At 39.6% G+C, this 26,833-nt stretch carries 29 protein-coding genes and 2 pseudogenes; 22 read left to right on the forward strand and 9 right to left on the reverse strand.

Going from position 1 to position 26,833, the window contains the following annotated elements; all coding sequences use genetic code 11:
* Positions 1–108 precede the first annotated feature (108 nt).
* The 6 genes from QT711_RS18385 to QT711_RS18415 all read left to right on the forward strand — a co-directional run bounded on the left by QT711_RS18385 (position 109) and on the right by QT711_RS18415 (position 4,547).
* Positions 109–519, forward strand: a complete 411-nt coding sequence (locus tag QT711_RS18385) for a GNAT family N-acetyltransferase (protein ID WP_317946677.1) — start codon at positions 109–111, stop codon at positions 517–519.
* 88 nt (positions 520–607) lie between these two features.
* On the forward strand, positions 608–871 hold the full coding sequence (locus tag QT711_RS18390; protein WP_317946679.1) for a hypothetical protein: 264 nt from the start codon (positions 608–610) through the stop codon (positions 869–871).
* A gap of 36 nt (positions 872–907) precedes the next feature.
* Positions 908–1,360 (forward strand): NUDIX hydrolase, encoded by a 453-nt coding sequence (locus QT711_RS18395; RefSeq protein ID WP_317946681.1) that lies wholly within the window; start codon positions 908–910, stop codon positions 1,358–1,360.
* 255 nt (positions 1,361–1,615) lie between these two features.
* Complete coding sequence (locus QT711_RS18405; protein ID WP_317946683.1) at positions 1,616–2,239, forward strand: hypothetical protein; 624 nt, start codon at positions 1,616–1,618, stop codon at positions 2,237–2,239.
* A 280-nt stretch (positions 2,240–2,519) separates the two neighbouring features.
* Positions 2,520–3,842 (forward strand): S1C family serine protease, encoded by a 1,323-nt coding sequence (locus QT711_RS18410; RefSeq protein ID WP_317946685.1) that lies wholly within the window; start codon positions 2,520–2,522, stop codon positions 3,840–3,842.
* Positions 3,843–4,025: 183 nt separating this feature from the next.
* Entirely contained in the window at positions 4,026–4,547 is a 522-nt protein-coding gene (locus QT711_RS18415) for a hypothetical protein (RefSeq protein ID WP_317946687.1), read from the forward strand.
* Positions 4,548–4,597: 50 nt separating this feature from the next.
* Here the strand turns inward: QT711_RS18415 and QT711_RS18420 are convergent, their stop codons facing one another.
* The gene (locus QT711_RS18420) at positions 4,598–4,948 is read right to left on the reverse strand and encodes a hypothetical protein (protein WP_317946689.1); all 351 of its coding nucleotides are present in this window, start codon (positions 4,946–4,948) and stop codon (positions 4,598–4,600) included.
* Complete coding sequence (locus QT711_RS18425; RefSeq protein WP_317946691.1) at positions 4,945–5,418, reverse strand: hypothetical protein; 474 nt, start codon at positions 5,416–5,418, stop codon at positions 4,945–4,947. The genes QT711_RS18420 and QT711_RS18425 overlap by 4 nt, the downstream gene beginning before the upstream one ends.
* A gap of 122 nt (positions 5,419–5,540) precedes the next feature.
* Here QT711_RS18425 and QT711_RS18430 point away from each other — a divergent pair, with 122 nt between their 5' ends.
* Positions 5,541–5,936, forward strand: a complete 396-nt coding sequence (locus tag QT711_RS18430) for a hypothetical protein (protein WP_317946692.1) — start codon at positions 5,541–5,543, stop codon at positions 5,934–5,936.
* 453 nt (positions 5,937–6,389) lie between these two features.
* On the opposite strand, the gene QT711_RS18435 is transcribed toward QT711_RS18430, so the two are convergent.
* Complete coding sequence (locus tag QT711_RS18435) at positions 6,390–6,680, reverse strand: DUF2653 family protein (protein ID WP_317946693.1); 291 nt, start codon at positions 6,678–6,680, stop codon at positions 6,390–6,392.
* The gene (locus QT711_RS18440; RefSeq protein ID WP_317946695.1) at positions 6,665–7,120 is read right to left on the reverse strand and encodes a hypothetical protein; all 456 of its coding nucleotides are present in this window, start codon (positions 7,118–7,120) and stop codon (positions 6,665–6,667) included. The genes QT711_RS18435 and QT711_RS18440 overlap by 16 nt, the downstream gene beginning before the upstream one ends.
* Before the next feature lie 206 nt (positions 7,121–7,326).
* Here QT711_RS18440 and QT711_RS18445 point away from each other — a divergent pair, with 206 nt between their 5' ends.
* Entirely contained in the window at positions 7,327–7,947 is a 621-nt protein-coding gene (locus QT711_RS18445; protein ID WP_317946697.1) for a DUF421 domain-containing protein, read from the forward strand.
* 136 nt (positions 7,948–8,083) lie between these two features.
* Positions 8,084–8,923, forward strand: coding sequence for an alpha/beta fold hydrolase (locus QT711_RS18450; RefSeq protein WP_317946699.1), 840 nt, complete (start codon positions 8,084–8,086; stop codon positions 8,921–8,923).
* Positions 8,924–9,006: 83 nt separating this feature from the next.
* On the opposite strand, the gene glnA is transcribed toward QT711_RS18450, so the two are convergent.
* Positions 9,007–10,341, reverse strand: a complete 1,335-nt coding sequence (glnA, locus tag QT711_RS18455) for a type I glutamate--ammonia ligase (RefSeq protein WP_317946701.1) — start codon at positions 10,339–10,341, stop codon at positions 9,007–9,009.
* Between the two features lie 273 nt (positions 10,342–10,614).
* Complete coding sequence (locus tag QT711_RS18460) at positions 10,615–10,770, reverse strand: DUF1540 domain-containing protein (RefSeq protein WP_317946703.1); 156 nt, start codon at positions 10,768–10,770, stop codon at positions 10,615–10,617.
* A 320-nt stretch (positions 10,771–11,090) separates the two neighbouring features.
* Here QT711_RS18460 and QT711_RS18465 point away from each other — a divergent pair, with 320 nt between their 5' ends.
* Positions 11,091–12,398, forward strand: coding sequence for an alkaline phosphatase family protein (locus QT711_RS18465; protein WP_317946705.1), 1,308 nt, complete (start codon positions 11,091–11,093; stop codon positions 12,396–12,398).
* A gap of 42 nt (positions 12,399–12,440) precedes the next feature.
* Here the strand turns inward: QT711_RS18465 and QT711_RS18470 are convergent, their stop codons facing one another.
* Positions 12,441–13,253, reverse strand: a complete 813-nt coding sequence (locus tag QT711_RS18470) for a S1C family serine protease (protein WP_317946707.1) — start codon at positions 13,251–13,253, stop codon at positions 12,441–12,443.
* A gap of 144 nt (positions 13,254–13,397) precedes the next feature.
* On the opposite strand from QT711_RS18470, the gene QT711_RS18475 reads away from it, so the two are divergent.
* Positions 13,398–13,700, forward strand: a complete 303-nt coding sequence (locus tag QT711_RS18475; RefSeq protein WP_317946731.1) for a YunC family protein — start codon at positions 13,398–13,400, stop codon at positions 13,698–13,700.
* Between the two features lie 283 nt (positions 13,701–13,983).
* Positions 13,984–14,097, forward strand: a pseudogene (locus QT711_RS18480) (transposase); the annotation flags it as partial.
* Between the two features lie 262 nt (positions 14,098–14,359).
* Here the strand turns inward: QT711_RS18480 and QT711_RS18485 are convergent.
* Complete coding sequence (locus QT711_RS18485) at positions 14,360–14,536, reverse strand: hypothetical protein (protein ID WP_317946709.1); 177 nt, start codon at positions 14,534–14,536, stop codon at positions 14,360–14,362.
* 565 nt (positions 14,537–15,101) lie between these two features.
* Between QT711_RS18485 and qoxA the strand changes: the two genes are divergently transcribed.
* The 4 genes from qoxA to qoxD all read left to right on the forward strand — a co-directional run bounded on the left by qoxA (position 15,102) and on the right by qoxD (position 18,966).
* Positions 15,102–15,986 (forward strand): cytochrome aa3 quinol oxidase subunit II, encoded by an 885-nt coding sequence (gene qoxA / locus QT711_RS18490; protein WP_317946711.1) that lies wholly within the window; start codon positions 15,102–15,104, stop codon positions 15,984–15,986.
* 155 nt (positions 15,987–16,141) lie between these two features.
* Entirely contained in the window at positions 16,142–18,100 is a 1,959-nt protein-coding gene (qoxB, locus tag QT711_RS18495) for a cytochrome aa3 quinol oxidase subunit I (protein WP_317946713.1), read from the forward strand.
* Positions 18,087–18,683 (forward strand): cytochrome aa3 quinol oxidase subunit III, encoded by a 597-nt coding sequence (qoxC, locus tag QT711_RS18500; RefSeq protein ID WP_317946715.1) that lies wholly within the window; start codon positions 18,087–18,089, stop codon positions 18,681–18,683. Before qoxB ends, qoxC begins: the two co-directional genes overlap by 14 nt.
* 1 nt (position 18,684) lies before the next feature.
* Complete coding sequence (qoxD, locus tag QT711_RS18505; RefSeq protein ID WP_317946717.1) at positions 18,685–18,966, forward strand: cytochrome aa3 quinol oxidase subunit IV; 282 nt, start codon at positions 18,685–18,687, stop codon at positions 18,964–18,966.
* Positions 18,967–19,442: 476 nt separating this feature from the next.
* Here the strand turns inward: qoxD and QT711_RS18510 are convergent, their stop codons facing one another.
* Positions 19,443–19,796, reverse strand: coding sequence for a DUF3899 domain-containing protein (locus QT711_RS18510; protein ID WP_317946719.1), 354 nt, complete (start codon positions 19,794–19,796; stop codon positions 19,443–19,445).
* A gap of 256 nt (positions 19,797–20,052) precedes the next feature.
* On the opposite strand from QT711_RS18510, the gene QT711_RS18515 reads away from it, so the two are divergent.
* The 6 genes and pseudogenes from QT711_RS18515 to QT711_RS18540 all read left to right on the forward strand — a co-directional run.
* Positions 20,053–21,765, forward strand: a complete 1,713-nt coding sequence (locus QT711_RS18515; protein WP_317946721.1) for a peptide ABC transporter substrate-binding protein — start codon at positions 20,053–20,055, stop codon at positions 21,763–21,765.
* Positions 21,766–21,990: 225 nt separating this feature from the next.
* Positions 21,991–22,923: an oligopeptide ABC transporter permease gene (gene opp3b, locus QT711_RS18520; RefSeq protein ID WP_317946723.1), complete on the forward strand. Its 933-nt coding sequence runs from the start codon at positions 21,991–21,993 to the stop codon at positions 22,921–22,923.
* The gene (opp3C, locus tag QT711_RS18525; RefSeq protein WP_317946725.1) at positions 22,923–23,942 is read left to right on the forward strand and encodes an oligopeptide ABC transporter permease; all 1,020 of its coding nucleotides are present in this window, start codon (positions 22,923–22,925) and stop codon (positions 23,940–23,942) included. The genes opp3b and opp3C overlap by 1 nt, the downstream gene beginning before the upstream one ends.
* Before the next feature lie 16 nt (positions 23,943–23,958).
* Positions 23,959–25,023 (forward strand): ABC transporter ATP-binding protein, encoded by a 1,065-nt coding sequence (locus QT711_RS18530; protein WP_317946727.1) that lies wholly within the window; start codon positions 23,959–23,961, stop codon positions 25,021–25,023.
* Positions 25,023–25,943 (forward strand): ABC transporter ATP-binding protein, encoded by a 921-nt coding sequence (locus QT711_RS18535; RefSeq protein WP_317946729.1) that lies wholly within the window; start codon positions 25,023–25,025, stop codon positions 25,941–25,943. Before QT711_RS18530 ends, QT711_RS18535 begins: the two co-directional genes overlap by 1 nt.
* 180 nt (positions 25,944–26,123) lie before the next feature.
* A pseudogene (locus QT711_RS18540) lies at positions 26,124–26,741 on the forward strand (alanine:cation symporter family protein); the annotation flags it as partial.
* Between the last annotated feature and the right edge of the window lie 92 nt (positions 26,742–26,833).

A 26,833-nucleotide genomic window follows, 5' to 3' on the forward strand; every position in this document is an offset into this window, starting at 1 on the left:
CCGATAGGATTGGAGCACGATTGAACCACATTCAAGCCGCATGATTCTTGTTTTTTGAAATACAATCTATAAATTCTGCCCTTGTTTGTATTTTTAAAAAGAGGAATTATGAAATCGATTCATGTGATTAAAATAGAAAAGAGTCTCTTTAAAGATGATTTGATCAAGAATATTGATTTTCTAAAAGGAAAATTACTTGAGTTCTGGACTTCGATTGAAAAATTTTTAGATGCTGGCATCGGGTATTGTATAATTCATCAAAATGAAGTGGTAAGTATTTGTTTTTCTGGTTTTGTTGTTGGAAATGTTCATTGTATCAATATTGAGACACTAAAGCCTCATCAAGGAAAAAAGTTAGCTCAACTCGTTGCACATCACTTTGTAAATGATTGCTTGAAAAATAATGCAGTTCCTTATTGGGATTGCATGGAAATGAACAAGCCTTCCGTTGCAGTTGCAGAGAATTTAGGATTTGAAAAAGTGTTTGAATATGTCGGTTATGAATTTTTACTTGAATAAATTGGTGTAGGAACCTAATTTATTTGACGCAATACATAATAGAAAAGTATAGAAACCCTTAGCTAAAACACTATTTAGGAGTGAAGCGATGAAAGATAAAGACAAAGGTGTTTTGTATGCACATATGTTCGTCGGGACGCTTGGACTTATGATAGTAGGTTTAAGTTTACTTCATCAATTTTTTGAAACTAGAAGTTTAGGATCTATACTTGCTTTAATAGGTTTTCCTCTCGTTATGATTTACTTGAATTATATTGAAAGCAAATCTGGCGTTCCTAAAAAAATAATTATAATCAGATCGATTATTGCTACGCTGTTAATTATAATCTACTATCTTGCGATGATTTACTAGCATTACCTTATTACTTTAGTCTGTGGAGGGACAGCATTGGAATACTACAAATATTTGAGACAATATGTTGGTCATCAACCGATCATATTACCTGGATCAGTCGTCATTATGATTAATGAGAAGAAAGAAGTTTTATTGCAAAAAAGACGTGATGGGTATTGGGGATTGCCGGGTGGTTTGATGGATTTAGGGGAGAGTTTTGAGGAAGTGGCAAAGCGAGAAGTTTTTGAGGAAACCGGATTAGTCGTTGGGAATCTTAAGTTACTCAGTGTAAACTCTGGAGCAGATTGTTATTTAAAAGTAGCGAATGGCGATGAATTGTATTCCGCAACTGCCGTATTTTATACAGAAGACATTCGTGGTGATTTGGAAATCAATTATGATGAATCAGAGGGGATGGAGTATTTTCCGTTGAATCAGTTGCCAGAACAGTTAATTGATAATGACAAACGTTCCATTGAGTATTTTTTAGAAACTGTTCGGTACTAGTACAACAGGGTGATAGATGGTAAGTTGTGGTTAAGAGGTTATGTTGCGGATGATGAACATGTTTGGGAGCATGATGATCGTTTTATTTTTTTGTCAAACTAATTATTACGTAAGTCCTTGGATGGGTCTATTTTCCACTATCGTGACTTTGAAGAAAAGACGCGATAGACCTTTGTATTTTTTCAATACTTAATACATATATTTTACCACATCTATTTTAGAGAGGGGTAAATGAGGTAAGTGAGATACAGATTGATGACGATATGTTTGCTTTCTGCTCTTATTACTACTGTTCTCGTCAATAGTAAGTCTGCCAAAGAAGTGAATATATTATCGGAACAACCTACTGATCTTACTATTTATGCTGAAAAATATTCAGATTTAATGCAAGAGATTACACAAGAGTTGCGAATAAATAAAGTAAGGTTCGTTTTGGACTACGCTATTCTTCCTGATGAAACCATAGAAATTTTTATTAAGTTGCCAAGCGAAGAGATTGAAAACAGAACAAAGATTGAAATTGAACAGCTCGTAATTGAGGTTTTGCGAGAAAAAGAATTTAACCCAGATCAATTTCATTTGAAAATATCCAGTTATTATGAAACACCTTCGGATGATGAGCGTTCTTCTGTACGATTGAGCTATAATGATTTAATGGGGAATTTAATGCAAGAACTAAAAAAAAGAAATCATTTGACTTTTAGTTTAGAGTACGCCATTACACCTCGACATGTTGAGGTGATTATAAACTTACCAGTTGATAGCACCGAAAATACAAAGCTAGAAGTAGAACAAAGTGCGAAGGAAGTTATTAAACGAAACAAATATGCTATTAATGATTTTCAAATAACTATAGTAAGCAAAATCTTAACGAAGTAATCCCATTCATATTACAAGCTCCCATCAATAAAAAGGTGGGGGCTATTTGATGCTTACAAGGCTAAGTGTGAAGAGGAGGTTGAAGTCTTGCAAGTGAAACGTTTCAACCTAAAGAGTAGATGAAGCTTATTTGGATTTTATTTAGAACCTTACGATGAACTAAAACATTTTACGAACAAAATACTTGAAACTTGTTGCATCTCTATTCGTATATTAGATATAGTTTGCTGTTCAAGAATGATTTGAGCATAGGAATCAAAGGATGAAGAGAGGTGAAGAAATGTTCTGTAACAAATGTGGTCATCAGAAGGAAGAGGGACATTTCTGTAGCAACTGTGGGACTCCGTTAAATGAAGAACCGAAATCGAAGAAACGGATTTGGGCATGGGTTGGACTAACTGCTTCTGTTGTTTTATTTCTGAGTATTTGTTTTGGGTCGTACTTTTTAATTCAACGTACGTTCAGTTCTACTGAATCTCTTACCGGTGCGCAGGAAATCGGAAATGAAACAGTGGAAAAAATCGAGCAGTCAACAACAGGTCATTCTGAGCAAATTGAAACAAATCATGCAGACAAAACAGATAAAACCGTTCTTATTAAAGAAGCGATGCCAAAAGTGTTTACAATCTTTACGGAAGAGAGTATTGGTTCAGGTTTCCTTTACCAAAAAGGCGGCTATATTATCACGAATGCACATGTTGTTGCAGGAAATACGGAAGTGGTGATTCGCAATTCAGCTGGTGAGGATTCAACGGGTAAAGTAATTGGCTTATCTGTCGGCTCGGATATAGCGTTAGTTCAAGCGCCAGATTATCACAATGCTGAACCCTTATCAATTGATAGGAATGAGTCGGATATTGGATTGGAAGTCATAGCACTTGGTAGTCCTCAAGGCTTCGAAAATTCTGCCTCCATCGGCTATTTAACGGGAATCGGAAGAGATATTGAATTTGGATTTTCGTATACAAATTTGTACCAAGTCGATGCGCAAATTGATCAAGGCAGCAGTGGCGGTCCGTTGCTCGATGCAACGACTGGTAAAGTAATTGGCATTAATTCACTCATGTATACGAATCAAAACAGTTTTGCATTTTCGATTCCGATGTATAGCATGATAGACTTGGTCGATTCTTGGATTAGTCGACCGATGACTGATGACGAAATTCATGACGTATTTGCTGTTTATGAGAACTTTGAGTTGTATGCAGATACAGACAATTCCACAACTGAAGAAGAATATTACGATTATACGGATGAATATTTGGCAGAATTTATTATGGAGTTCGGGGACTATTACGAAATGGCTCTCTATGAGAATGATTTCTTCTGGATTGAAGATATGATTTTACCTAAATCTGAAATCTATAGCCAATTAAAAACGTACGTTCGTAATTTCTCTGAGCAAGGCTTTCATTATGAATTGGATTCGTTCGATGTCACCTATATCGAATACATGGATGATGAAGTTGTTGTCTCTACGTATGAAACGTTTTACATGACAAATGCCCAAAATGCGACGAGCTTTATAGAGCAGGAAAAGGAATATACGATTGTCATCGATAAAGAAGGTTATTACCAAATCTCGGATATTTTCGTGTACTAATACACAATTGTTGTCTACGCAATAAACCCCAAAATGGAACGTGTTTTCTTGGAAATAGAGTCCAACTTGGGCGATTTCTTGCACACATCTTAAAAAATCGTTTGAATCAATTGTAACGAATCATGATAATCACACCTATCACATACCCTTATAAGGTATACAAAAAATTAAAAGGTGGCGGTCATGATAGGAAATCCTCAACTATTTGTGTTAGTTTCTCTTGCAGTTATCACCTTACTCATCATTTGGTTAGCGGCTCGGTTTAGAAATGTTTTGCTTCCGATGCAAGGGATGATCATTTCCATGTTTTTTGGCATGAGTGTTAGTTTGACGGTGGGCGTGTTGTACGGTGTTGCCTATCACGGAAATTTGTTTCATTCTACAATGATAGCGATTGGAATCGGCGTGCTTGCAGGTTCACTTTGTGGTGTTTGGTTTGGACTGTTAGCAATTCTTGAAGGGTTCATGGCTGGCATGATGGGGGGTATGATGGGTGCAATGTTAGGTGCGATGATAAACGCCGAACAATCGGGGATGCTCATTCAGCTTCTGCTTTTAATGACGGTTAGCACGATCTTTATCATCCTTTTACTAAAGACGCCTCGACATGCCACCATCACAACCAAAAGGTGGTTGTTAAAACCTGTTCTACTCGGGCTTATTGTCCTTGCTTATGCAATTTGTAGTGATGTATTCATTTGGTGATTGGCGAGAAACGATCGGCTAACATGCTAAAAAACTTGCTAGCCGATTGTTCATTTTTCCTCTATAAACAGTTTAACGTCAGAGCCCAATAGATTTTGGAGCTGAGCCATTTTTTCTTCTGCAGCTTGAACTGACTGGTATTGGCCTAATTCCATATAAAAGCTACTTTCCGTTGTGTTAAAAGGAGTGCCACTTTCACGTAAGTAGCGGATGTCTGCTTCTTCAAAGATCATTTCTTCCAAATTGGCCAGTTTACCCCCAAATGGAAAAGCTTCCGTTCTGATTGTATGAATTGCAGGATCTTTTTCTTCTTCAGTTAACGGTAGAGCACTGATAACAACTTGTGCCGGATCTGCATATTCTCGGATTTCATATTGGACAGGGGAGTTGAATACAATCACAAATCGCCAAGCAAAGCAGAGTCATCGTGTGTGACTACCCAATAAGCATCTGCAATCAAATCACTATTCTTTAAAGCTGTAAAATCTCTAGCGTCAAATGCTCGTACGCCACTCATTGTGAAGGACATTGTATAAGGGTTATCTTGTACGTCTACAGTGAAATGAGGGGCAATGAGTTGTGGTTCTTGGGTTGTCGCTTCACTTCTTTGCTTAAAATCAATGAGAATATGTTCCGCTTTTTCAACTTGTTCTAACGCAATACGATAAATATTGACGTTATCCGTAATTTCTCCTCCACCGCTCTTCCCATCTTCAAAAGAAAGTTCTTTCACTAAATTTCCTTCGACATTCGCATGTCCAATCGATTGTTTAACGGCTACATCATCCTTCTGTGACGATGAGTCTTTAGATTTCACACTACATCCTACACAAAGCAGAAGCGTAAAGAAAACGATCACAATAATTCTCAAAAGAAGCCCCCCTCTTAACTTAGTTACTAGATTTGGAAAACGTTTACTGTTATCATTAGCGTACCTGAATAAATTTAGATAAGCAATTCTTTTTAGATAAATAGAGTGAGCGGGATTAGAAAGTGAAAAGGAAATATGAAAAAGTTGCACTAATACTCATTTTGGTGCTTCTGATTTCAATACCATTCATTTATAAAGTCGTGATTCAGCCAAAAAACGCACTTGAAATGTATCAAATGGTGAAATTTGCGGAGGATTTCAACCAAGTGAGAGGCCATGTGCTAGAAGGATACGAAGGAAATGTATCGGAAGAGTTGTATAATGAGGTGAAAAATACAGATTTGTCTCCAGAGAAAGTTAGGCAATTCACAGTGTTTGAATATGAAAATGAAACGTATTTCATTGAAACATCTCCAGGTACAATGAAATTGAAGGTTTTAGGCTTGGATAAAGTGCCAGAAGAAGTACATGAGTATTTGAAGGGTTTGAATGAGGAGATAGAAGTGATACATGAATAAGCAAAAATTCAACGAGTAAACGCTTGAAAATTGCAAAGAGGCTGGGACATAACATGAAAAAACTGCATTATGGCTAATTCGCCGTCATGCAGTTTTTTATATTTTTCAAATGTTTCTTTTCGAATTCATGAGTGAATCGAAGCGGAAAAAGGCCGACTCCTCGTAAATGCTGACGCATTTCCTTCGTGCGATGCTTATTCGAGGAAGCCTATTCAATGTCCTGCGGGATTGTAGCGCGAATGTTGAGACCCCGCAGGCAAAGCCGTCATGTAGAACGGCTTTTGCGAGCATAAGCGAAGCGTTGGGAGCAAGGATGCCTTAATTTCTGCAAACTACGCAGAAATACGGCAAATCGAACTCTTCGTTGTTCGATTGGCTCAAGCGCGCCCCGCGGAAAGCGTGCCTTTTGGAGCGCAGAGTAACGGTCTATTTAGAGTTTTGTCCCAGCCACATTTAATGAACAGCTGCAATAATTCCTTCTTCTCGATCTAATAGAAGGTTGATGCCTGCTGCGTAGGGGTCTTCATTCAATACGTGTTCAATCCAAAAACGAATCGCTTGGATCATATGAAAAGAGTTGAGAATGTGGACCTGGCCAGCAATATGCACTTCTGCTGAAAAGCCGTCTTCATCGTCATACATTAGTTCGACTTCAACCGTTTCGGGTTGTATGTTATGAGAGTGGCCTTGCTCCATGCAAATTGCATTTACGATATCTTGTTCAGAAATCATCTGGTTTGCCATGGATTCATATCCTCTTTTTGTTTTTTCTTCTCTTTAATCATTACAAAAATCTTGCGTACAATGCCGATGATCAGAACGATTGCCAATACATTGACCATCAATCCAAGAATGGAGCCTAACATTCCCATATTGGCAAATAAGCTACCAAATAAAAGTCCTGCAAGTCCACCGACAAACAATCCTTTCATAAGGCCACCTGAAAAGAAGCCGCCTTTTTTCGCCGTATTGCTCGTATTATTTGTGGATTTATTCAGTGAAGACGTATCTTCTTTTTTCTTGTCCACTTGTGGTTTGTTAAAGTTATTCGTCGTATTAAAGTTTTTCTTACCAGACTTGTAGCCTTTCGCTTCAACGGTTGAGACGTCGTCTGTAAAGATGATGTTACCGATCGGTGACATGATGAGTGTTACAGCAAGTAGCGCCGATACTAGTTTTTTCAATTCATTTCCCTCCATCTGTTTGAGCATCTTTTTATTTTTGATGCCATACATTCATTATAAATGATTTGACGTCTAAACGGTAATCAGACGATTATTCGAGAAGAGATTGTTACATGCAATCGTCATGAAATCTTCACAATGACAAATTGTACATAATCATCTGCGCATTACACAACCTAGTAGTAAACCTATTTGGCGGTGGTACAATGGATTTCAATGTAGTGTGGAAGTCGATACTTATTATCGTCTTTGGCATTCTGCTTATTCGTTTTTCAGGGAGACGCTCAATTTCACAAATGACCATTTCACAAACGGTCATCATGATTTCGATTGGGACGTTATTAATTCAACCTGTGAGCGAAAAAAATCTTTGGGTTACTTTTGTTATTGCGGGCATTTTGATAGGAACGTTACAGGTAATTGAATACATGCAAATGAAATGGGATGTTACGGAAACGTTTTTCACAGGTCGTTCTCAGCTTGTGATTGAAAATGGAGTCCTTCATGAAAAAAACCTTAAAAAGATGAAACTTACGGTTGATAAACTTGAGATGAGATTGCGTCAAAATGGAATTGAGAGAATTGAGGATGTCCAATGGGCAACAATCGAACCAAGCGGGCAATTAGGCTATACACTCAAAGAACATAAAAAATTCGCTACGAAAGAAGATATTGACCAGTTGCGTGCCATGTTAGACGTTCTATTACGCGATAGAATTGGAAAAGAATATGTAGCGCAACACCAAGACCAACTAAATGAGCAAGCAACGTTGTTTTCTGAAATTGAGCAAGGCCATCATCAGAATGAACCGGATCATTTAAAGTAGTACGTCACTTCGGCATTAACCTGTTTTATCCCAAACCTAATTGCTTCCTAAAGTCTTTACTAATTCTTACTAGTTTTGTGAACGTTCTTCGATTACTATAAAAAGGGAAGGTATAATTTGGGTGGGGGGAAATGAAATGTGGAAACAGCGATTGATTGACACGGAACGAGGAACCTTTGAAGTATTTGAAAAAGGGGAAGGGGAGCCGCTTGCGGTCACGCATTTATATAGCGAGTATGATGAGCGAGGAAATGCATTCGCGAATCCATTTACAGTACATTATCATGTCTATTTAATTAACCTAAGAGGCGCAGGACACTCTGTCGCTGCTGAAACGGATGCGCAATATAGTATGGAAGAGACGGTGTTAGACTTGGAAGCAATTCGTATTGCGCTAGGTCATAACAAATGGGGAATTGCGGGTCATTCAACCGGTGGAATGTTGACATTAAAATATGCTGTTAACTATCCTGATTCATTGACAAAAATCATTGCAGGTGGAGCTGCAGCAAGTATTGCATATAGTGCCGACCCGGGAAGTATTTACTGTCGTGAAAATCCTCACTTTCAGCGCATTATTGAAATCATGAATAGGATAGATACACCTGATGTGCCACTTGAGGAAAGACAAGCGATAAGCAGGGAATGGAATTTGATGTCTTTTTATTCGGAAGAAAAAATGGAAGCAGCGTACAAAAAATCGAACAGTGGTAAAACTGTTGGAGATCGACTCACTTACTTTAGGAAGGTAGATTGTAAAACGTTTGACCTTCGTGAACAATTACCATCTGTTCAGCTTCCTGCCTTCATCTATTCGGGTCTTCATGATGCACAATGTCCACACAAATTTGGCATGGAAATCGCTAAGTTATTGCCGAATGCGCGGTTCATGTCTTTTGAAAGAAGTAACCACTATCCTTTTCTAGAAGAGGAAGAAGAATTTGAGCGATTTGTAGAAAGGACCATTCGTACATAATCATTATAAAAAAGGTACTTTGACAGTGTGTTTGTCAAAGTACCTTTTGCATATGTGTTCTTTTTTGAGTTAAATTATTTCTATTAATAAATCTTCATATACCGTTCCAATTCCCATGAGTGGACGGTCGTTCGGAAACTTTCCCACTCGACTTTCTTTGCTTCATAGAAATTTGAATAGATATGGTTGCCAAGCGCCTCTTGTACGACTTTGTTTTCAGACAATGCGATTAAGGCATGATCCAAGTCTGTCGGTAATAGACCAATCCCGTTTTCAGCGATCTCAGCGGGTTTCATCTCATAAATATTTTGGTCAATCGGTTTAGGTGGCTCGAGCTTACGTTTAACCCCATCCAAGCCTGCTGCCAAAATAGTCGCCATTGCAAGATATGGATTTGCAGATGAGTCAACGGAACGGACTTCAATTCGTGTACTCATTCCGCGGGAAGCAGGTATACGGATGAGCGGGCTGCGGTTTTGAGCAGACCAAGCGACGTAACAAGGTGCTTCGTAACCTGGGACGAGTCGTTTGTAAGAGTTTACTGTCGGATTTGTAATGGCAGTAAATCCTTGTACGTGTTCCAACACACCCGCTAAGAATTGATAAGCGGTTTCACTTAGTTTTCTTTCCCCGTTTTTATCAAAAAATAGGTTTTCCTTGTCTTTAAACAGCGATACATTACAATGCATACCTGAACCACTCACGCCGAAAATTGGTTTAGGCATGAACGTTGCGTGCAATCCGTGTTTTCGTGCAATTGTTTTAACAACAAGTTTGAACGTTTGAATGTTATCACAAGCTGTTAACACATCCGCGTATTTAAAATCGATTTCATGTTGCCCTGGTGCACACTCATGATGAGAAGCTTCCACTTCAAAACCAAGCTCTTCTAATTCCAATACGATATCGCGTCTGCAATTCTCGCCTAAATCCAACGGCGCTAAGTCGAAATAGCCGCCATTATCATTTAATTCTAAAGTAGGTTGTTGATTGTCATCCAATTTAAATAAGAAGAACTCCGGTTCAGGCCCTAAATTGAATTCCGTAAAGCCAAGTTCTTTCATTTCATTAATAATTCGTTTTAGATTTCCTCTAGGATCCCCTGGAAATGGTGTGCCATCTGCGAGAGAGACATCGCATATTAACCGAGCAACTTTTCCTTTTCCCGATGGCCATGGGAACACCATCCATGTATTCAAGTCTGGAATTAAATACATATCGGACTCTTCAATACGCACAAATCCATCAATTGAAGAACCGTCAAACATCATTTTATTATCCAGCGCTTTTTCGAGTTGGCTGACTGGAATCTCCACGTTTTTTATCATCCCGAAAATATCGGTAAACTGAAGTCGAATGAAATTAACGTTTTCATCCTTTACAAATTTACGGATATCATCTTTACTAAAATTCCTCATCATACCACTCTCCTTTTTATAATTGTTAGAGCTTTCTCTAACATTTTACTATGATAAATCATAGAGAATACCATTTACAAGTAGTAATTTCATTTAATTGAAAAAATCAATCCCCAACGCGAAGAATTTATGTAGTAGTTGGAGAGCGATCAGTATCTTCGGGAGTGTTAGGGGAGGAGTTCTCCTTAAACCACCCAAATTTATACGGTGATGAGGAAGTCACCGTATAAATTTCGAGTGCGTTTTCAGCAATCGTGGTGGATTTTGCGTGGCTTAAGCTTCAGGTTTGAAGGTTTTGCAATCTGTGTCTTCACTATCACTTGCCTCTGTACCTGTTTGGTTAACAACGTAAATCACTTCAGCATGACACTTGTTTCCGCTGCCCCAATACGTACAATTGTTAACTTCACATAGTATACGTTGACTCAATTTGAATGCACCTCCTTTTAACGTAGCGTTCCACATTTCACTCCAAAAAAACCATTCGACTTTTGGGGAACGAAAAAGTATCTGTCCAGGCCGACTAGAAATTTTTGAAGCCGATGGTTAGCGGCAGGGTTAAGTAATTCGATCATCCAGGTTCAGATTAATACTTGAATGTTGATAAATTAAACGTGTAACATGAAGAGAAGAAAACGGATTTTTATTGAAAATGAGAAGTGGTCTGTAAAAAGTGAATGCTAGTATGTTGGATTTGATACGTATCGGCAACGTTCAAGATTTATTGTACGAAGGGAGGTAGAAGGAAGATGCAACGACTGACGGATCATTTAATCGTGTTGTCATTTGATTGTTTATCGTCAAAAGATGTTCCACGCTTGCGAGAACTGCCGAATTTCAAACGTTTTTTAAACGGTGCTGCTGTTTGCGACGAAGTGAAAACCATCTATCCATCCACGACGTATCCATGTCATACGTCCATTATTACAGGAAATTATCCGGCTAAACATGGCATTGTTAATAACACAAAACTTCAACCTGGTCGCCTTTCACCTGATTGGTATTGGAAAAGAAAAGAGATAAAAGGGACAACTTTGTACGATGAAGCGAAGAAACGAGGGATGAAGACAGGTGCATTGTTATGGCCTGTGACGGCGAGAGCGAATATTGACTACCATATTCCTGAAATTTTTGCGAACAGGAAATGGCATTCACAAACGGCTGTTTCGTTAGTAAACGGTAGTTTCTACTATACATTGGACATGAACTTTCGATTTGGACATTTGCGAAAAGGAATTCAGCAACCTTGGTTAGATGATTTTGTAACTGCTTCTACTGTTCACACGATTAAAACGAAGAAACCTGATTTATTGCTAGTTCACCTTGTAGATCTTGATGCGCAGAGACATCGTTATGGTTTTTCAGCTGAACAATCTTCTGAAGCGCTTGAGCGGCATGATATAAGACTTGGTGCTATTTTAGACGCACTTGAAGAAGGCGGGATGATGGAGAGGTCTACAGTCATTGTACTTGGCGATCACAGTTCCCTTGATGTGACGCAGGTCATAAAATTGAATGTGCTTTTGAAGGAAAGTGGTTTTATTCAAGTGAATGACAAAGGGAAGATTTCTTCTTGGCAGGCATTTTGTAAAAGTAATGATGGGGCGGCATCGATTTATTTAAAAGACCCATCAGATTTTCAAACGAAAGAGCGAATCAGTGCGTTGTTGCACTCGCTACGGATGAATCGAGAAAATGGAATTGAACGCATCTTATCAAGTGATGAGGCATTGGAAGTCGGAGCTGATAACGATGTTGCATTTATGCTGGAAGCACGTGAAGGGTTTTATTTCACGGAAGAGATAGATGGACCAGCAATCGTAGAAATTTCACAAGAAGATGTTGTTGCAGGAACATATTGCAAAGCCGTCCATGGATATTCCCCAAACAAATTGAACTACAACACCGTTTTTATAGCCAAGGGAAAAGGAATAATGCCTAATGGCACAATTGAATCGATGAGATTAGTAGATGAGGGGCCGACATTTGCAAAGTTGTTAGGGGTAGATTTAGGGAAGACAGATGGCCGCGTGTTGGATGAAATCATACAATCGTAAACGGTAAAACTCTGGTGACAGGTGACTGCCTAGGCCAGAGTTTTAGTCATTTGTATATTGATAGTAAAGGTCAATCGGAATGAACAAACCGACTTTTCCGTGTTCCTCATGATCTAACGTAGCAAACACGATGCCAATTACTTCTCCTTCTTCGTTTATCACGGGACTTCCACTATTCCCTCGATAGACGGGAGCTTCCATCATGTAAACTTCTTCAGTCCAATCGTCCAATTTAATGGGCTCGATAATGGATCCTTCATTGACGATCCCTTTAAAGCTTAACGGATTTCCTATAAACGTTACGTGTTCTTTTTTGGATAGGTTACTTACTTGGACCAGCGGTAAACTTGGCAAGTTTTCTCCATCGATCTGTAAGATTGCAAGATCAATTTCAGGAAAGTCGTCTAAGACCGTTGCTTCAAAACGGCCGGCTTCAGGAAACTTGACATAAATGGATCGGTTTCCTTCTATTACGTGTGAGTTCGTTAGGATTAATCCATCATCATCAATTGAGAAGCCCGTTCCTTTCCCGTCTTCAGTGATCACAACAACGACGGCTTCCTTCATCTTGGAAACTGCTGGATCAGTAGACAGGGAAGCGGAAGTACGCAAAAATTCGATTGCTGGAATTGAAAAAACTTGAAACAAACCTGCAAATGTACTGATTACCAATACACTGGATAATAACCAAATGAACCATTTCGGTACTTGTCTTTTAGGGGTTGGTTCTTTTTTAGCAAGTGCTTCACGTTGTGCTTCAAGGACGAGTTCATTGAATTCATCTTCTGTCAGTTCGCTTTCTTCAACAGATTCCGTCGATGTGTTAGGTGCCGTCACCTTTTCATCTTCTGACATCAATCCATCACTTCCTACCAATTAAGTGTCTAGTAGTAGTATACCAAAAAGAACAAGTAAAACGGGTAGTTGGGAAAAGAATCGTCTTGCAATGCACATTTCAAGAATCTTACCCATATGTATAAATGGAAAGGGGAGAGATGGATGGTAACGTTAACGCCGATTATTATTGAGGGGCATCCGTTTACAGCGGTGACTGTTTCATTGCCAAAAACTACATTACTAACTGTTTCGAATGAAGTAGGCTATATTATGTGTGGTGCATTAGATGTCGGACTGTTAAATAATGTATTAGCCGATCGGAAAATTGTTTCAGGTAGGGCTGTTGGGGTTAAAACCATTGAACAACTCTTAAAAGCACCTTTAGAATCCGTTACCCACGAAGCGGAGGAACTTGGTATTCATAAAGGGATGATTGGTGAAGAAGCGCTGTTAAAAATGGTTTAAGCGAAAAACCTTAACAGAGAAGTGTTCCATATGAAGCCTTTCTATGCGAGGGAAATATGGATAATCTGAACGCAATTAAACCACGATAACTTTTCTTTTAAAATAGAGATATAGCTGCAATTTTGATTTGCGCTACGAGCGGACGCTTTCCGCGGGCACGGCTTCAGCCGCTTCCCTCGCTGCGCTCAGTCCAGGGTCTTCAGCTCGCGCTGTTCCCGCAGGAGTCGCCGCTCTCCGCTCCAATCAAAGGTGTTTTCTATTAACTGAATGAGTTGATGGTTAAGGAATCCGATCCCTGCGCCAGGCAATCAAGGAAATTGAAACTAACGTGGCATATCGCTGTTTCCTAGGCTTAGGCTTTCAAACAGTGGTTCCTTACTTCTCCACGTTAGGGAAGTGAAAACTTTAAAAATGCCTTAATTTCCGCAAAGTACGCAAAAATACGGCAAAGTGAACCCTTCGCTGTTCGCTTGGCTGAGGGCAAGCCCCCCCGGAAAGCGTCTGCACGGAACGGAGATCAACGTTATATCAGTTGTAATGTACATGTTTAAGCAAAAAAAGGTTGGAATCTATGATTTCCAACCTTTTTGTCTACAATCTGAACCCGTATTGCCATAGAAATTGGCGATACGGGTTTTTTAGATTTATAGAGGCGTTTGTTATTTTTTCGGTTGTGTTTGCTTTTGGGGAGTTGGATTGAAATTGTTTTGCGTTTCAATGCTGCCAAAGAACTCTTCGCCGAATTCAGTGCGATCATTTCTATGACGATTTTGATTCGTTTGGCGGTTGTTTTGCTTTTGACGGTTTTGCTGCTCTTGGTTTTTCTCTTCGCGCATGGATATGTTCACTCCTTCTAATGTTGTTAGGTGAATTTCTGCTTCCCTACAGCCATTAGGATGTCCTCGAACCGAAAAACTATCCCATAGGTAAGCGATAGCAAAAGATGACAGGTGTAAGAGCTTAACACAGTAAGTAGTTGAACCTTAAATGGTACATATTAATTTGTGTTACATACGTAAGCACAAACGATTCCTTATGGATAAATGCTATGAAATCGAGAAAAAGCAACTTTTCGGATTCCAATACTATTTTCGCAATAGTTTATTGCTTGGTTAATGACTTGAATAGTAGGGTAAATGAATTGTTATTTAAGAAATTTGATAATCGTAATATTGTATATTAGTCAATATATTTGATTATAAAAGAAAGGTAAAATGTGTCATATGAACGTTTTGTGTCGTAATTATGCTTATAATGGTGAAGGTTTTGTGACGAGCGCTCCAGATAATTGTTTTTAGCATTTTAATATAATAATATGTAACCTGTGTTATGGTAATTGCCATATAAAATACAAGACATTATTCTTGTAAAACTTATAAAACAATAGAAAGGGGTACACTAATGAAATTGAAATGGACTTTTTTAGGTTTGATAGTTGGTTTACTAGCTGTTTTAACAGGTTGTGAGCCAGTAATGGTTTTAGATCCGAAGGGACCGCAAGCCGACACAATTGCAAATGTTATTTGGATATCGATCGCAACAATGGCGATTGTTGTAATTGTTGTGTTCGCAATGTTGGTGTACATCTTAGTGAAATACCGTGCATCGAAACAGAGTGACGATTATGAACCGCCTCATATCGAAGGGAATCCGATTGTAGAAGGGTTGATTGTCGGTATTCCGATTATCATCATTATTTTCCTTTCAATCGTTACGGTTAAATCGACATATGAAGTTGAAGCGACACCGAAAGGGTACGAAGACCAAGAACCTCTAGTTGTATATGCTTCCTCTTCTGATTGGAAATGGCATTTTAGCTATCCAGAGGAAAATATTGAAACAGTAAACTATTTATACATCCCGACTGACCGTCCGTTAGAATTTAGACTTTATTCATTTGGACCGATTACAAGCTTCTGGATTCCGCAATTAGGTGGACAAAAATATGCGATGTCAGACATGGTAACCACATTACATTTAGCAGCAGAAGTGCCTGGTGAATACATGGGAAGAAACTCAAACTTCAGCGGAAAAGGGTTTGCGGAAAATATTTTTGATGTTGAAGCGATGTCTCCGAAAGAATTTGACGAATGGGTCGAAGAAGTGAAAACAACAGCTGAACCGATCACTGAAGAGAAATTTGAAGAATTATTAGAGCCTGGACATCTTGGTCGAATGACGTTCAGTGGAACGCACTTGGAGTTCTCTCCTGCTCCTGAAGGTCATCACGGACATGGGCATGAAGAGAAGGCTTCTGATGAAGAAAGCCATACACATCACGAATAATTCTTTTCCATCTCGTAAGGATGGTTGGAAAAGTGCTTATGTATGTAAACGCGGTGCTTCAATTCTTTAAAAAACAGACTCTTTGTGGAGTTTAAGAATGATAAGTAGATGCCACTAAAATTACGCAACATCTAACTGAAAGGAGTTCTATTCGTATGGATTACTTTGATCGATTTGCCATACCTCATCCAAGTCCAGCGATTTATGCATCCATGGTGGCCATTGGTCTAACGGTGATCGCAATTCTCGTCGGGTTAACCTATTTTAAAAAATGGGGGTATTTATGGCGAGAGTGGTTGACGACAGTTGACCATAAAAAAATTGGTATCATGTACCTTCTTGCTGCCTTGCTTATGTTGTTCCGAGGTGGGGTAGATGCCCTGATGATGCGTGCGCAAACAGCCGTACCTGAAAACACGCTATTGGATGCGCAGCATTATAATGAAGTTTTTACTACGCATGGAGTTGTCATGATCATCTTCATGGCTATGCCGTTCATCTATGCTTTGATGAACTTTGTTGTACCGTTACAAATTGGTGCGCGAGACGTTGCATTTCCACGTTTGAATGCACTTAGCTTTTGGTTGTTCTTTATGGGTGCGATGCTCTTTAACATTTCATTCGTTATTGGTGGATCACCTGATGCTGGTTGGACGTCGTACTTCCCGCTAGCAGGAAATGATTTCAGCCAATCTGTTGGAACAAACTACTATCTATTATCGATCCAAATTGCTGGTATCGGTACATTGATTTCTGGGATTAACTTCATGGCGACCATTTGGAGCATGCGAGCACCGGGTATGAAGCTAATGAAGATGCCAATGTTCACATGGACGGCTCTTATTACGAATGCGATCGTTGTATTTGCTTTCCCAGTCTTAACGGTAACATTGTTGTTAGGAACAATGGATCGACTATTTGGCACGCACATCTTCTCGATGACTAACGGCGGAATGGACATGCTCTGGGCTAATTTGTTCTGGGTTTGGGGTCATCCTGAAGTATATATCCTTATCTTACCGGCATTCGGTATTTATAGTGAGATCATTTCAACATTCTCAAGCCGTAATCTTTACGGGTATAAGTCAATGGTTATTTCAATCGTTGTCATATCGTTCATGTCGTTCTTAGTTTGGATGCACCATTTCTTTACAATGGGGCAAGGGCCGCTATCAAACAGTATTTTCTCAATTACAACAATGGCCATTGCAATTCCTACAGGTATTAAGATCTTTAACTGGTTACTGACAATGCGAAAAGGGAAGATTCGTTTTACTGTACCGATGCTTTATGCAGTTGGATTTATTCCGATTTTCGTAATTGGTGGGGTAACTGGTGTTATGTTAGGGATGGCAAGTGCCGATTATCAATACCATAATACGATGTTCTTAGTGGCGCATTTCCACTATACGATTATTCCAGGCGTAGTCTTTGCGATGCTTGCAGGACTAACGTATTGGTGGCCAAAAATGTTCGGTTACATGCTTAGTGAGAAAATCGGTAAATGGTCGTTCTGGCTCATTGCGATTGGCTTTAACGTAACATTCTTCCCGATGTTCTTCACTGGATTAGACGGACAAGCACGTCGTATGTATACGTACTCTGAAGCATCTGGTTTTGGTCCGCTTAACTTGCTTTCGTTTGCAGGTGCGGTCGTGTTGGCAATCGGTTTCGCAACGCTTGTCTACAATGTGTATTACAGCACACGTTACGCTTCACGTAATATTAGTTCTGATCCTTGGGACGCTCGTACACTTGAATGGGCGACACATAGTCCTGTTCCGCATTATAACTTTGCGAAAACACCAGAAGTGGATTCAATTGAAGCGTTTTGGGATCACAAGAAAAGCGGAAAATCTTTGTTTAAAGACAAAATCGAGAAAATCCATATGCCAAATAGTAGCGGTATGCCGTTTATTATTAGCAGCATCTTCTTTGTGTGGGGATTCTCATTCGTCTTTAGTATGTGGATTCCGTTAATTATTACAACCATTGCGATTTTTGCATGTCTAGCGCACCGTTCGTTCGAAAAAGACGACGGGTACTATATTTCTGTAGAAGAAATAGAAGAAACAGAAAAAAATAGCGAGGTGTTAGTTGATGAAAGTAGATAATTCACTTCCGCTTGAATATAGCACTGGGCAAAATAAGTTAAATATTTTAGGTTTTTGGATTTTCCTTGCTGCTGAAGTTATGCTTTTTGCGACGTTATTTGCGACGTATTTTACACTCGAGCATCGTACAGGTAATGGACCAGCGGGGGCAGAGATTTTTGAACTCACGCCCGTATTGATCGAGACGATTTTGCTCTTAACGAGTAGTTTTACCATCGGTCTAGGTGTGCATGCAATGCGTATCGGAAATAAGAAAGCGATGATGTCTTTCTTTGCAGTCACGTTATTACTCGGACTTGCATTCTTAGGTGTGGAGATTTATGAATTCACACATTACACGCATATTGGAGCTGGCCTTCAAGTGAGTGCGTTCACTGGTATTCTGTTAACAACGTTAGGGACACATGGAGCGCACGTTACGCTTGGTCTGTTCTGGGGCTTGTTCATCATTATGCAAGTGAAGAAGCAAGGATTGACGCCTAAAACGGCGAACAAAGCCTTCATCTTCTCCTTGTACTGGCATTTCTTAGATGTTGTCTGGATTTTCATTTTCAGCTTCATCTATCTGAAAGGAATGATGTGATATGAGCGAATTATTCCCGCGTAAACAAGTAATGGGCTTTGTCTTTTCGCTAGTATTAACTGCAGCTGCACTGACAGTTTACTTCTTTGACTTTTCTTTTGCTGTCGGAATGACTGTCCTTCTAGTCACTGCATTCGTACAAGCCGGCGTACAACTCGTCGTCTTCATGCATGCAGGCGAGACGGAGGATAAACATGCGATTTACATGAACATCTATTATGCAGTTGCGATTGCCCTTGTAACGATCTTAGGTACATTACTCATCTTAGTGTGGGATATGTAATCGTATAGAGGGTAGGGAGCGGATAGAAGCTTCCTAAGAAATGTTGAAAGAGGCTGGGACAAAACATAAAAAATGCATGAAGGCAAATTCGCCGGCATGCATTTTTTCTGCTTTTACAATGTTTCTTTTTTATCTTCATAAGTGGATCGGAGCGGAAAAAGGCCGACTCCTCGAAAATGCTGACGCATTTCCTTCGTGCGATGCTTATTCGAAGAAGCTTAGTCAATGTCCTGCGGGATTGTAGCGCGAATGTTGAGACCCCACAGGAAAAGCCGTTACGTTAGAACGGCTTTTGCGAGCAAAAGCGTAGCGTTGGGAGCAAGGATGCCTTAATTTCCGCAAAGTACGCAGAAATACGGCAAATCGAACTCTTCGTTGTTCGATTGGCTCAAGCGCGCCCCGCGGAAAGCGTGCCTTTTGGAGCGCAGAGGAACGGTCTATGTAGAGTTATGTTCCAGCCCTTTCACTATACATATTTAGTGGTTTCCGAATGAATAGAAAAACAAAGCGATGAGCATCAAAACGATAATGGGAATGCCAACTTGAAAGAAATAGGCAGCTTTCATTGTGACAACCTCTGATGGAGCGCGCATCGTCTTTAATTCATCTTGAACTTCTTTTCGATACAACACTTTCTTCATACTAGTTGTAAAGAAATCGAAAAATCCTGATTGTAACACTAACACAAGAATGCCGATACATAGCAACAACAATCCTATTGTAAATGAAATATTAATGTAATGGAGAATTGTTATTCTACTGTAGAAGATTAGTGAAAGTAACAAAATTGATAATTGTATTACAATAACATTTATTGCGATTCTCTTCATAATTTAGCCTCTTTCTGTTTTGCTTTTATTATACATTATTATTGTATATTGTAGCATATTGAATTTATAATACCTAGCAACAAAACCTTTGTTTTCAAAGCTTTATTCATATTTATCCTAAATTGTTTGATAAAACATTCTTTTATAATTATATTGTTTCAGAAAAAAAGCATAAAAAATACTTTGACTTCATAAATTTTGGTTGTATAATAAAAAGTGATAATTCTTCAGACAATTTCAAAAGGAGGTCAATGCGATGAAAAGAAACAAAATGTTATTGCTATTAGCATTATCATTCGTACTAAGTGTCATTCTTGCGGCATGTGGTTCTGATGATAAAGCGAAAGACAATGCTTCATCTGGCGCAGATGATAACAAAAACACAGAACAAGACACAAAAAGTGAGCCGGACGCAGAGCAAGTTTTAAACTTGATGGAGTCTGCTGCAATCCCTTCTGTTGACTCTGCAATCGTAGAAGACGCAGTAGGATTTAACGTATTGAATAACGTTAACGAAGGTTTATATCGATTGAATTTAGAGAATGTTGCTGAACCAGCGATGGCTGCTGAAGAAGCAGAAGTTAGTGAAGATGGTTTAACGTACACATTCAAAATCCGCGATGCAAAATGGTCGGATGGAACACCTGTAACTGCACATGATTTCGTTTTTGCATGGCAACGTGCAATTGATCCAGCTACAGGGTCACCATATGGTCCATTCATGATGTCTGGAGTTATCAAAAATGCAACTGCAATTAGTGAAGGAACAATGGACAAGTCAGAACTTGGTGTAGTAGCCGAAGACGACAAAACATTAGTCGTTTCACTTGAACGTCCTGTACCATACTTTTTATCTTTAATGTCATTCGGAACTTTCTATCCACAGAAGGAAGAGTTCGTAACAGCTAAAGGTGATGCGTATGCGACAAACTCTGACAGCTTGCTTTACAACGGTCCTTTCGTTCTTACTGAATGGGATGGAACTGGCGATAGCTGGGTGTACAAAAAGAATGAACACTACTGGGATGCTGAGAACGTTACACTTGAAACAATTAATGTAAACGTTGTCAAAGACTCTGCTACAGCAGTAAAGCTTTACAACGATGGTAAGAAAGATCGTGCTGGCGTATCTGGCGACTTAGCGTTGCAATATGCAAACCACGAGGAAGCTGTTTTACAACCGGACACTGGCGTGTTCTACTTCAAGTTTAACCAAGAGCGTGACGGCAAAGAAACGCCTCTTGCGAACGTAAATATCCGTAAAGCAATTGCGAAATCCTTCCAAAAAGAAGACTTAGCAGATGTAGTACTTGCAAACGGATCAATGGCTGCAAACTACTTCGTACCGAAAAACTTCGCTTACGATGAAAGCGGAAAAGATTTCCGTGAATTGAGTGGCGATCACCTTGTCTACGATGTAGAAGAAGCAAAAAGCTACTGGAAAAAAGGCTTAGAAGAACTAGGTGTTTCTGAATTAGAATTAGAAATTCTTGGCGGAGATACAGAACTATCTAAGAAAATGGATGAATACTTCAAAGCGCAACTAGAGAAAAATCTTGAAGGTTTAAAAATCACACTTAAAGAAGTACCATTCAGTGTTCGTTTAGAACTTGATACAAACCAAGATTACGACATTCAAGTTTCAGGTTGGAGCCCTGACTTCCAGGATCCGATTTCATTCTTAGACTTGTTCGTAACGGATAGCACAAACAACTTAATGTCATTCTCTAATGCAGAATACGATGAGTTGATTGCAGCGTCGAAAGAAGAACTTGCTTTAGATCCAAAAGCTCGTTTTGAAGCGTTTGCAAAAGCTGAGAAAATCTTATTGGAAGAAGAAGCAGCAATTGCTCCGATTTTCCAACGTGGATTAATCCAACTTGAAAAACCTTACTTCAAAGATCTAGGGATTCACCCATTCGGAGCTGACTATAGCTACAAGTGGGCATATATTTCCGGTAAAGAATAAGGAAACTATTTGTTGAACTAAATAGGAGAGAGTATATGTTTGGGCAACCTCGTATACTCTCTTTTTAGTAAAAGGGAATTGATTGAAAGTAAATAAGTAAATGACTTATGAAAATACATCGTTTTTTTGCGATTGTAGATAAATGAAGTTGAAACAACACGATTTGTGCAAAGTAGTAAATCAACTCACGTGTATATGTATAAAAACTATTTTTGGAGGTGCACTGTGCTTAAGTATATTGGAAAGCGACTCATTTATATGTTTCTCACGTTATTCCTCATTGCGACTACGACATTTTTCTTAATGCAAACGCTACCAGGCTCACCAATCGCCTCTTACAGCAAGCTGAATGAACAACAACGGGAGATCGTTGAGAAAAAGTATGGAATTGATAAACCGAAGCCTGTTCAGTATGCAATCTATATGAAAAACCTTGCAAAAGGGGATCTTGGCACGTCATTTGTATTTAAAGGCAAAAGTGTAAACGAACTTTTAGCAGCTCGTGTGAAACCATCATTTATTCTTGGTGCACAAGCGATGGTCTTTGGAACGTTAGCGGGAATTTTATTGGGGATGATCGCTGCACTTAGACAAAACACATTTTGGGATTATGGAAGTACGTTTTTGGCGATTCTAGGAATCTCCATTCCGTCATTCGTTTTTGCATCACTACTTCAATATTGGGTTGCATCTGAATGGCATTTACTACCTGTTGGACTTTGGGAAGATGGGTGGAAGTCGAGTATTTTACCGTCAATTGCATTGGCAATGGGGCCGTTAGCTTTGTCGGCACGTTTCATTCGAACGGAAATGATTGAAGTATTAAGTTCTGACTATATTACATTAGCAAAAGCGAAAGGTGCGAACGGTTTTGAAATTGCTTTCAAACATGCTTTCCGTAACGCGCTCATTCCACTTGTTACGGTTTTAGGGCCAGTAGCAGCTGGATTAGTAACCGGTTCGTTAGTTGTTGAACAGATTTTCGCGATTCCTGGTATCGGAGAACAATTCGTTTCATCTATTATGACGAATGATTTTGCGACTATCATGGGAACAACACTGTTCTTCTCAGCATTACTGATTTTCATCATTTTCATTGTAGATATTCTTTACGGAATCATCGATCCACGAATCCGTTTGTCTGGAGGTAAAGGGTAATGAAAAAAGAACTACAACAATTACCGCCGGAAAAGTTTGAAAGAATTACAATTGACAGCGATTCAGCTGAGCGCATTGCAAAACCTAGTCTAAGCTTTTGGCAAGATGCTTGGTTGCGTTTGCGTAAAAACAAAGGGGCTGTCGTCAGTATCTTTGTTTTAATTTTACTCATTGCCATGGCATTTGTTGGTCCGTTAGTGAGCGGACATGAAGGGGACGCACAAAATCTTCGACATGCGAACTTGCCACCGAAAATTCCTGGTATCGAGCATCTCGGAATTTTTGACGGACATGGGAAACTTGGTCAAGAAACAGTCGATCTTTATGAACTGAAAAAAGTGGACGAGTACTATTGGTTCGGTACAGATGGACTTGGTCGTGACTTGTTTACGCGTCTATGGGAAGGTACGCAAATCTCATTGCTCATCGCTTTTGTCGCTGCATTGATTGATATGGTCATTGGTGTGGCATATGGTGGGATTTCCGGTTATTTTGGTGGTCGTGTAGACGACGTGATGCAGCGAATCGTTGAAATCCTGATTGGTATTCCGACATTAATTGTCGTAATTTTAATGATCCTCATTATGAAACCAGGTATTCTTGCGATTATTATTGCCATCTCCATAACAGGTTGGATCGGTATGTCACGTATCGTCCGTGCGCAAATCCTTAAGTATAAAGGACAGGAATTTGTCCTCGCTTCGAGAACATTAGGAGCAAGTGATGGACGAATTATTACGAAGCATTTATTGCCAAATATCCTTGGAATTGTCATCATTAACACGATGTTCACGATACCGAGCGCGATTTTCTTTGAAGCATTTCTAAGTTTCATCGGTATTGGGTTAGTACCTCCTGATGCATCATTAGGGACGTTAATTAACGACGGCTATAAAGTGATGGAATTCCAACCGTATGTACTATTATTCCCTTCGTTAGTTATTAGTATATTAATGATTGCATTCAACTTAATTGGTGATGGATTACGAGATGCACTTGATCCGAAAATGAAAGATTGATTGGAGGAAAGCCGAGATGAAAACGATATTACAAGTAAAAGACTTGGAGCTTTCCTTCCATACGTTTGCAGGTGAAGTGAAAGCGATTCGAGGAGTCAACTTCGAATTGAAAAAAGGGGAAACGTTAGCGATTGTAGGGGAGTCTGGATCGGGTAAATCCGTTACGACGAAATCTATTATGCGGCTGTTACCTGAAAGTAGCTCTGAATTCAAAAATGGTGAAATCTTGTTTGACGGCAAAGATTTAACGAAGTTGTCAGAGAAAGAAATGCAAAAAATCCGTGGAAAAGACATTTCGATGATTTTCCAAGACCCAATGACCTCCTTGAACCCGACAATGACAATCGGTAAACAAGTGATGGAACCGATATTAAAGCACCAAAAATTGAGCAAAGCAAAAGCGAAAGAAGTTGTCATCGATTTGCTTCGAATGGTGGGACTTCCTAATCCGGAAGAACGATTCAAAATGTATCCTCACCAATTTTCCGGCGGTCAAAGACAACGGATCGTCATTGCAATTGCACTTGCTTGTAACCCGAAAGTGCTTATTGCGGATGAACCGACGACGGCTTTGGACGTAACAATCCAAGCGCAAATTTTGGAGTTAATGAAAGACATTCAAAACAAAGTCGACACGTCCATCATTTTCATTACACATGATTTAGGTGTCGTGGCGAACGTTGCAGATCGTGTAGCGGTTATGTATGGTGGGAAAATTGTTGAAGTCGGTACGGTTGATGAGATATTTTATAACCCTCAACATCCTTATACGTGGGGATTGCTCAGTTCCATGCCTTCACTTGAATTATCTGAAGAGAAATTGTATGCCATTCCAGGTACACCGCCTGATTTGCTGAACCCACCAGTAGGGGATGCATTTGCTTTAAGAAGCGAATATGCGTTGCAAATCGATTTAGAAGAAGCGCCACCATTCTTTAAAGTGAGTGACACGCATTATGCGGCAACGTGGTTGTTGCATCCAAATGCACCTGAAGTGGATCCACCAGCAACGATTATTGAGCGTATGAAAACGTTCAAGGGAAGCAAGTATTACAAACAAGCGCATGGAGGTGAGGCATAATGACAGAAAAACTGCTCGAAGTGAAAAACTTGAAACAGTATTTTAACGTAGGGAAGCCTTCTGAAGTGCGTGCGATTGATGGCATCAGTTTTGATATTCGTCGTGGGGAAACATTCGGTTTAGTAGGGGAGTCCGGTTGTGGTAAGTCGACAACTGGAAGAACGATTATTCGACTGTACGATGCAACAGATGGAGAAGTTCTCTATGACGGAGTAAGCGTTCATGGCAATAAATCTAAAGCAGAAGTAAAATCCTTGAATCAAAAAATGCAAATGATTTTCCAAGATCCGTATGCATCCTTGAATCCGCGTATGAAGGTACTCGATATTATCGCAGAAGGCCTGGACGTTCATGGGCTTGTGAAAAATGCGAAAGAACGGAAACAGAAAGTCGTTGAACTATTGGAAACGGTCGGTCTGAATAAGGAACACGCAGACCGCTATCCACATGAATTCTCTGGTGGACAACGTCAGCGGATTGGGATTGCGAGAGCACTTGCTGTAAATCCTGAATTCATTATTGCTGACGAACCGATTTCTGCACTCGATGTGTCGATTCAAGCACAAGTCGTCAACTTGTTAAAAGACTTGCAAAAAGAAAAAGGGTTAACGTATTTATTCATCGCGCATGATTTGTCGATGGTAAAATACATTTCCGATCGAATCGGTGTTATGTATTTCGGCAAGTTAGTTGAAATGGCACCTGCTGAAGAGTTGTATAAAAACCCAAGACATCCTTATACGCAGTCATTGTTGTCGGCGATTCCGCTACCGGATCCGAACTATGAGCGGACACGCGTGAGAAAATCGTACAATCCGGCAGACCATCAATACGGTCCAAATGAAAATGTACAATTTAGGGAAGTTGCACCCGAGCATTTTGTATTATGTTCGGATAAAGAATTTGCTGCGATGCAATAAATTGTGCATGTTGAAAAGTAGACAATGTAAAACCAAGTATTCCGATAAAAGGGGTGCTTGGTTTTTGTCGTTTACAGTCGGAAAATATAGCGCTTTACTATAATCTGATAATTGTATATTATCAATATAAGATTCATAAGTTAGTCGCAAGATCACTACGTCATGAAATGGGGGAATTGATTGGAGAACATTGTCAATGGATTGAATGCAATATTATGGAGTACGCCTGTCATTTACATTCTTCTTGGTGTGGGGCTCGTATTTTCTGTGTTAACTCGATTTTTGCAAGTGCGGCATATTCGAGAAATGGTTAAGCTCATGTTTAAAGGGAAAAGTTCTGCAGCAGGTGTTTCTTCGTTCCAAGCGTTATCAATCGCCTTATCTGGGCGGGTCGGTACAGGGAATATTGCAGGTGTGGCGACAGCAATTTTTTATGGAGGCCCAGGAGCGGTCTTTTGGATGTGGGCAATTGCGTTCATCGGTGCATCCAGTGCGTTCGTAGAGTCTACGCTTGCGCAAATTTACAAAGTGAAACAAGACGGCCAATATCGTGGAGGCCCTGCGTATTTTATTGAACGTGGCATCGGTTGGAAATGGTTTGGCATGCTGTTTGCCATTGCAGCTTTAATTGCGATGGCGATACTAATGCCAGGGGTCCAATCAAATTCCATCGCTGCAGGAATGGATAATGCATTCAATATACCACCATGGCTCACGGGCATCGTCATTATATCGTTATTAGGTTTTATCATTTTAGGTGGCGTGAAACTGTATTTGGCAAGTAGGAAATGCATAGTTTGGCAGTTAAAAATGTAGCTACTTGCCAACATCCATTTTATCGATTTAGTAAAGATTCTTTATGACGAAAACTCTCTCGATTAAATACTATT

This window comes from Sporosarcina saromensis (assembly GCF_033253735.1).
GTDB lineage: Bacteria > Bacillota > Bacilli > Bacillales_A > Planococcaceae > Sporosarcina > Sporosarcina saromensis.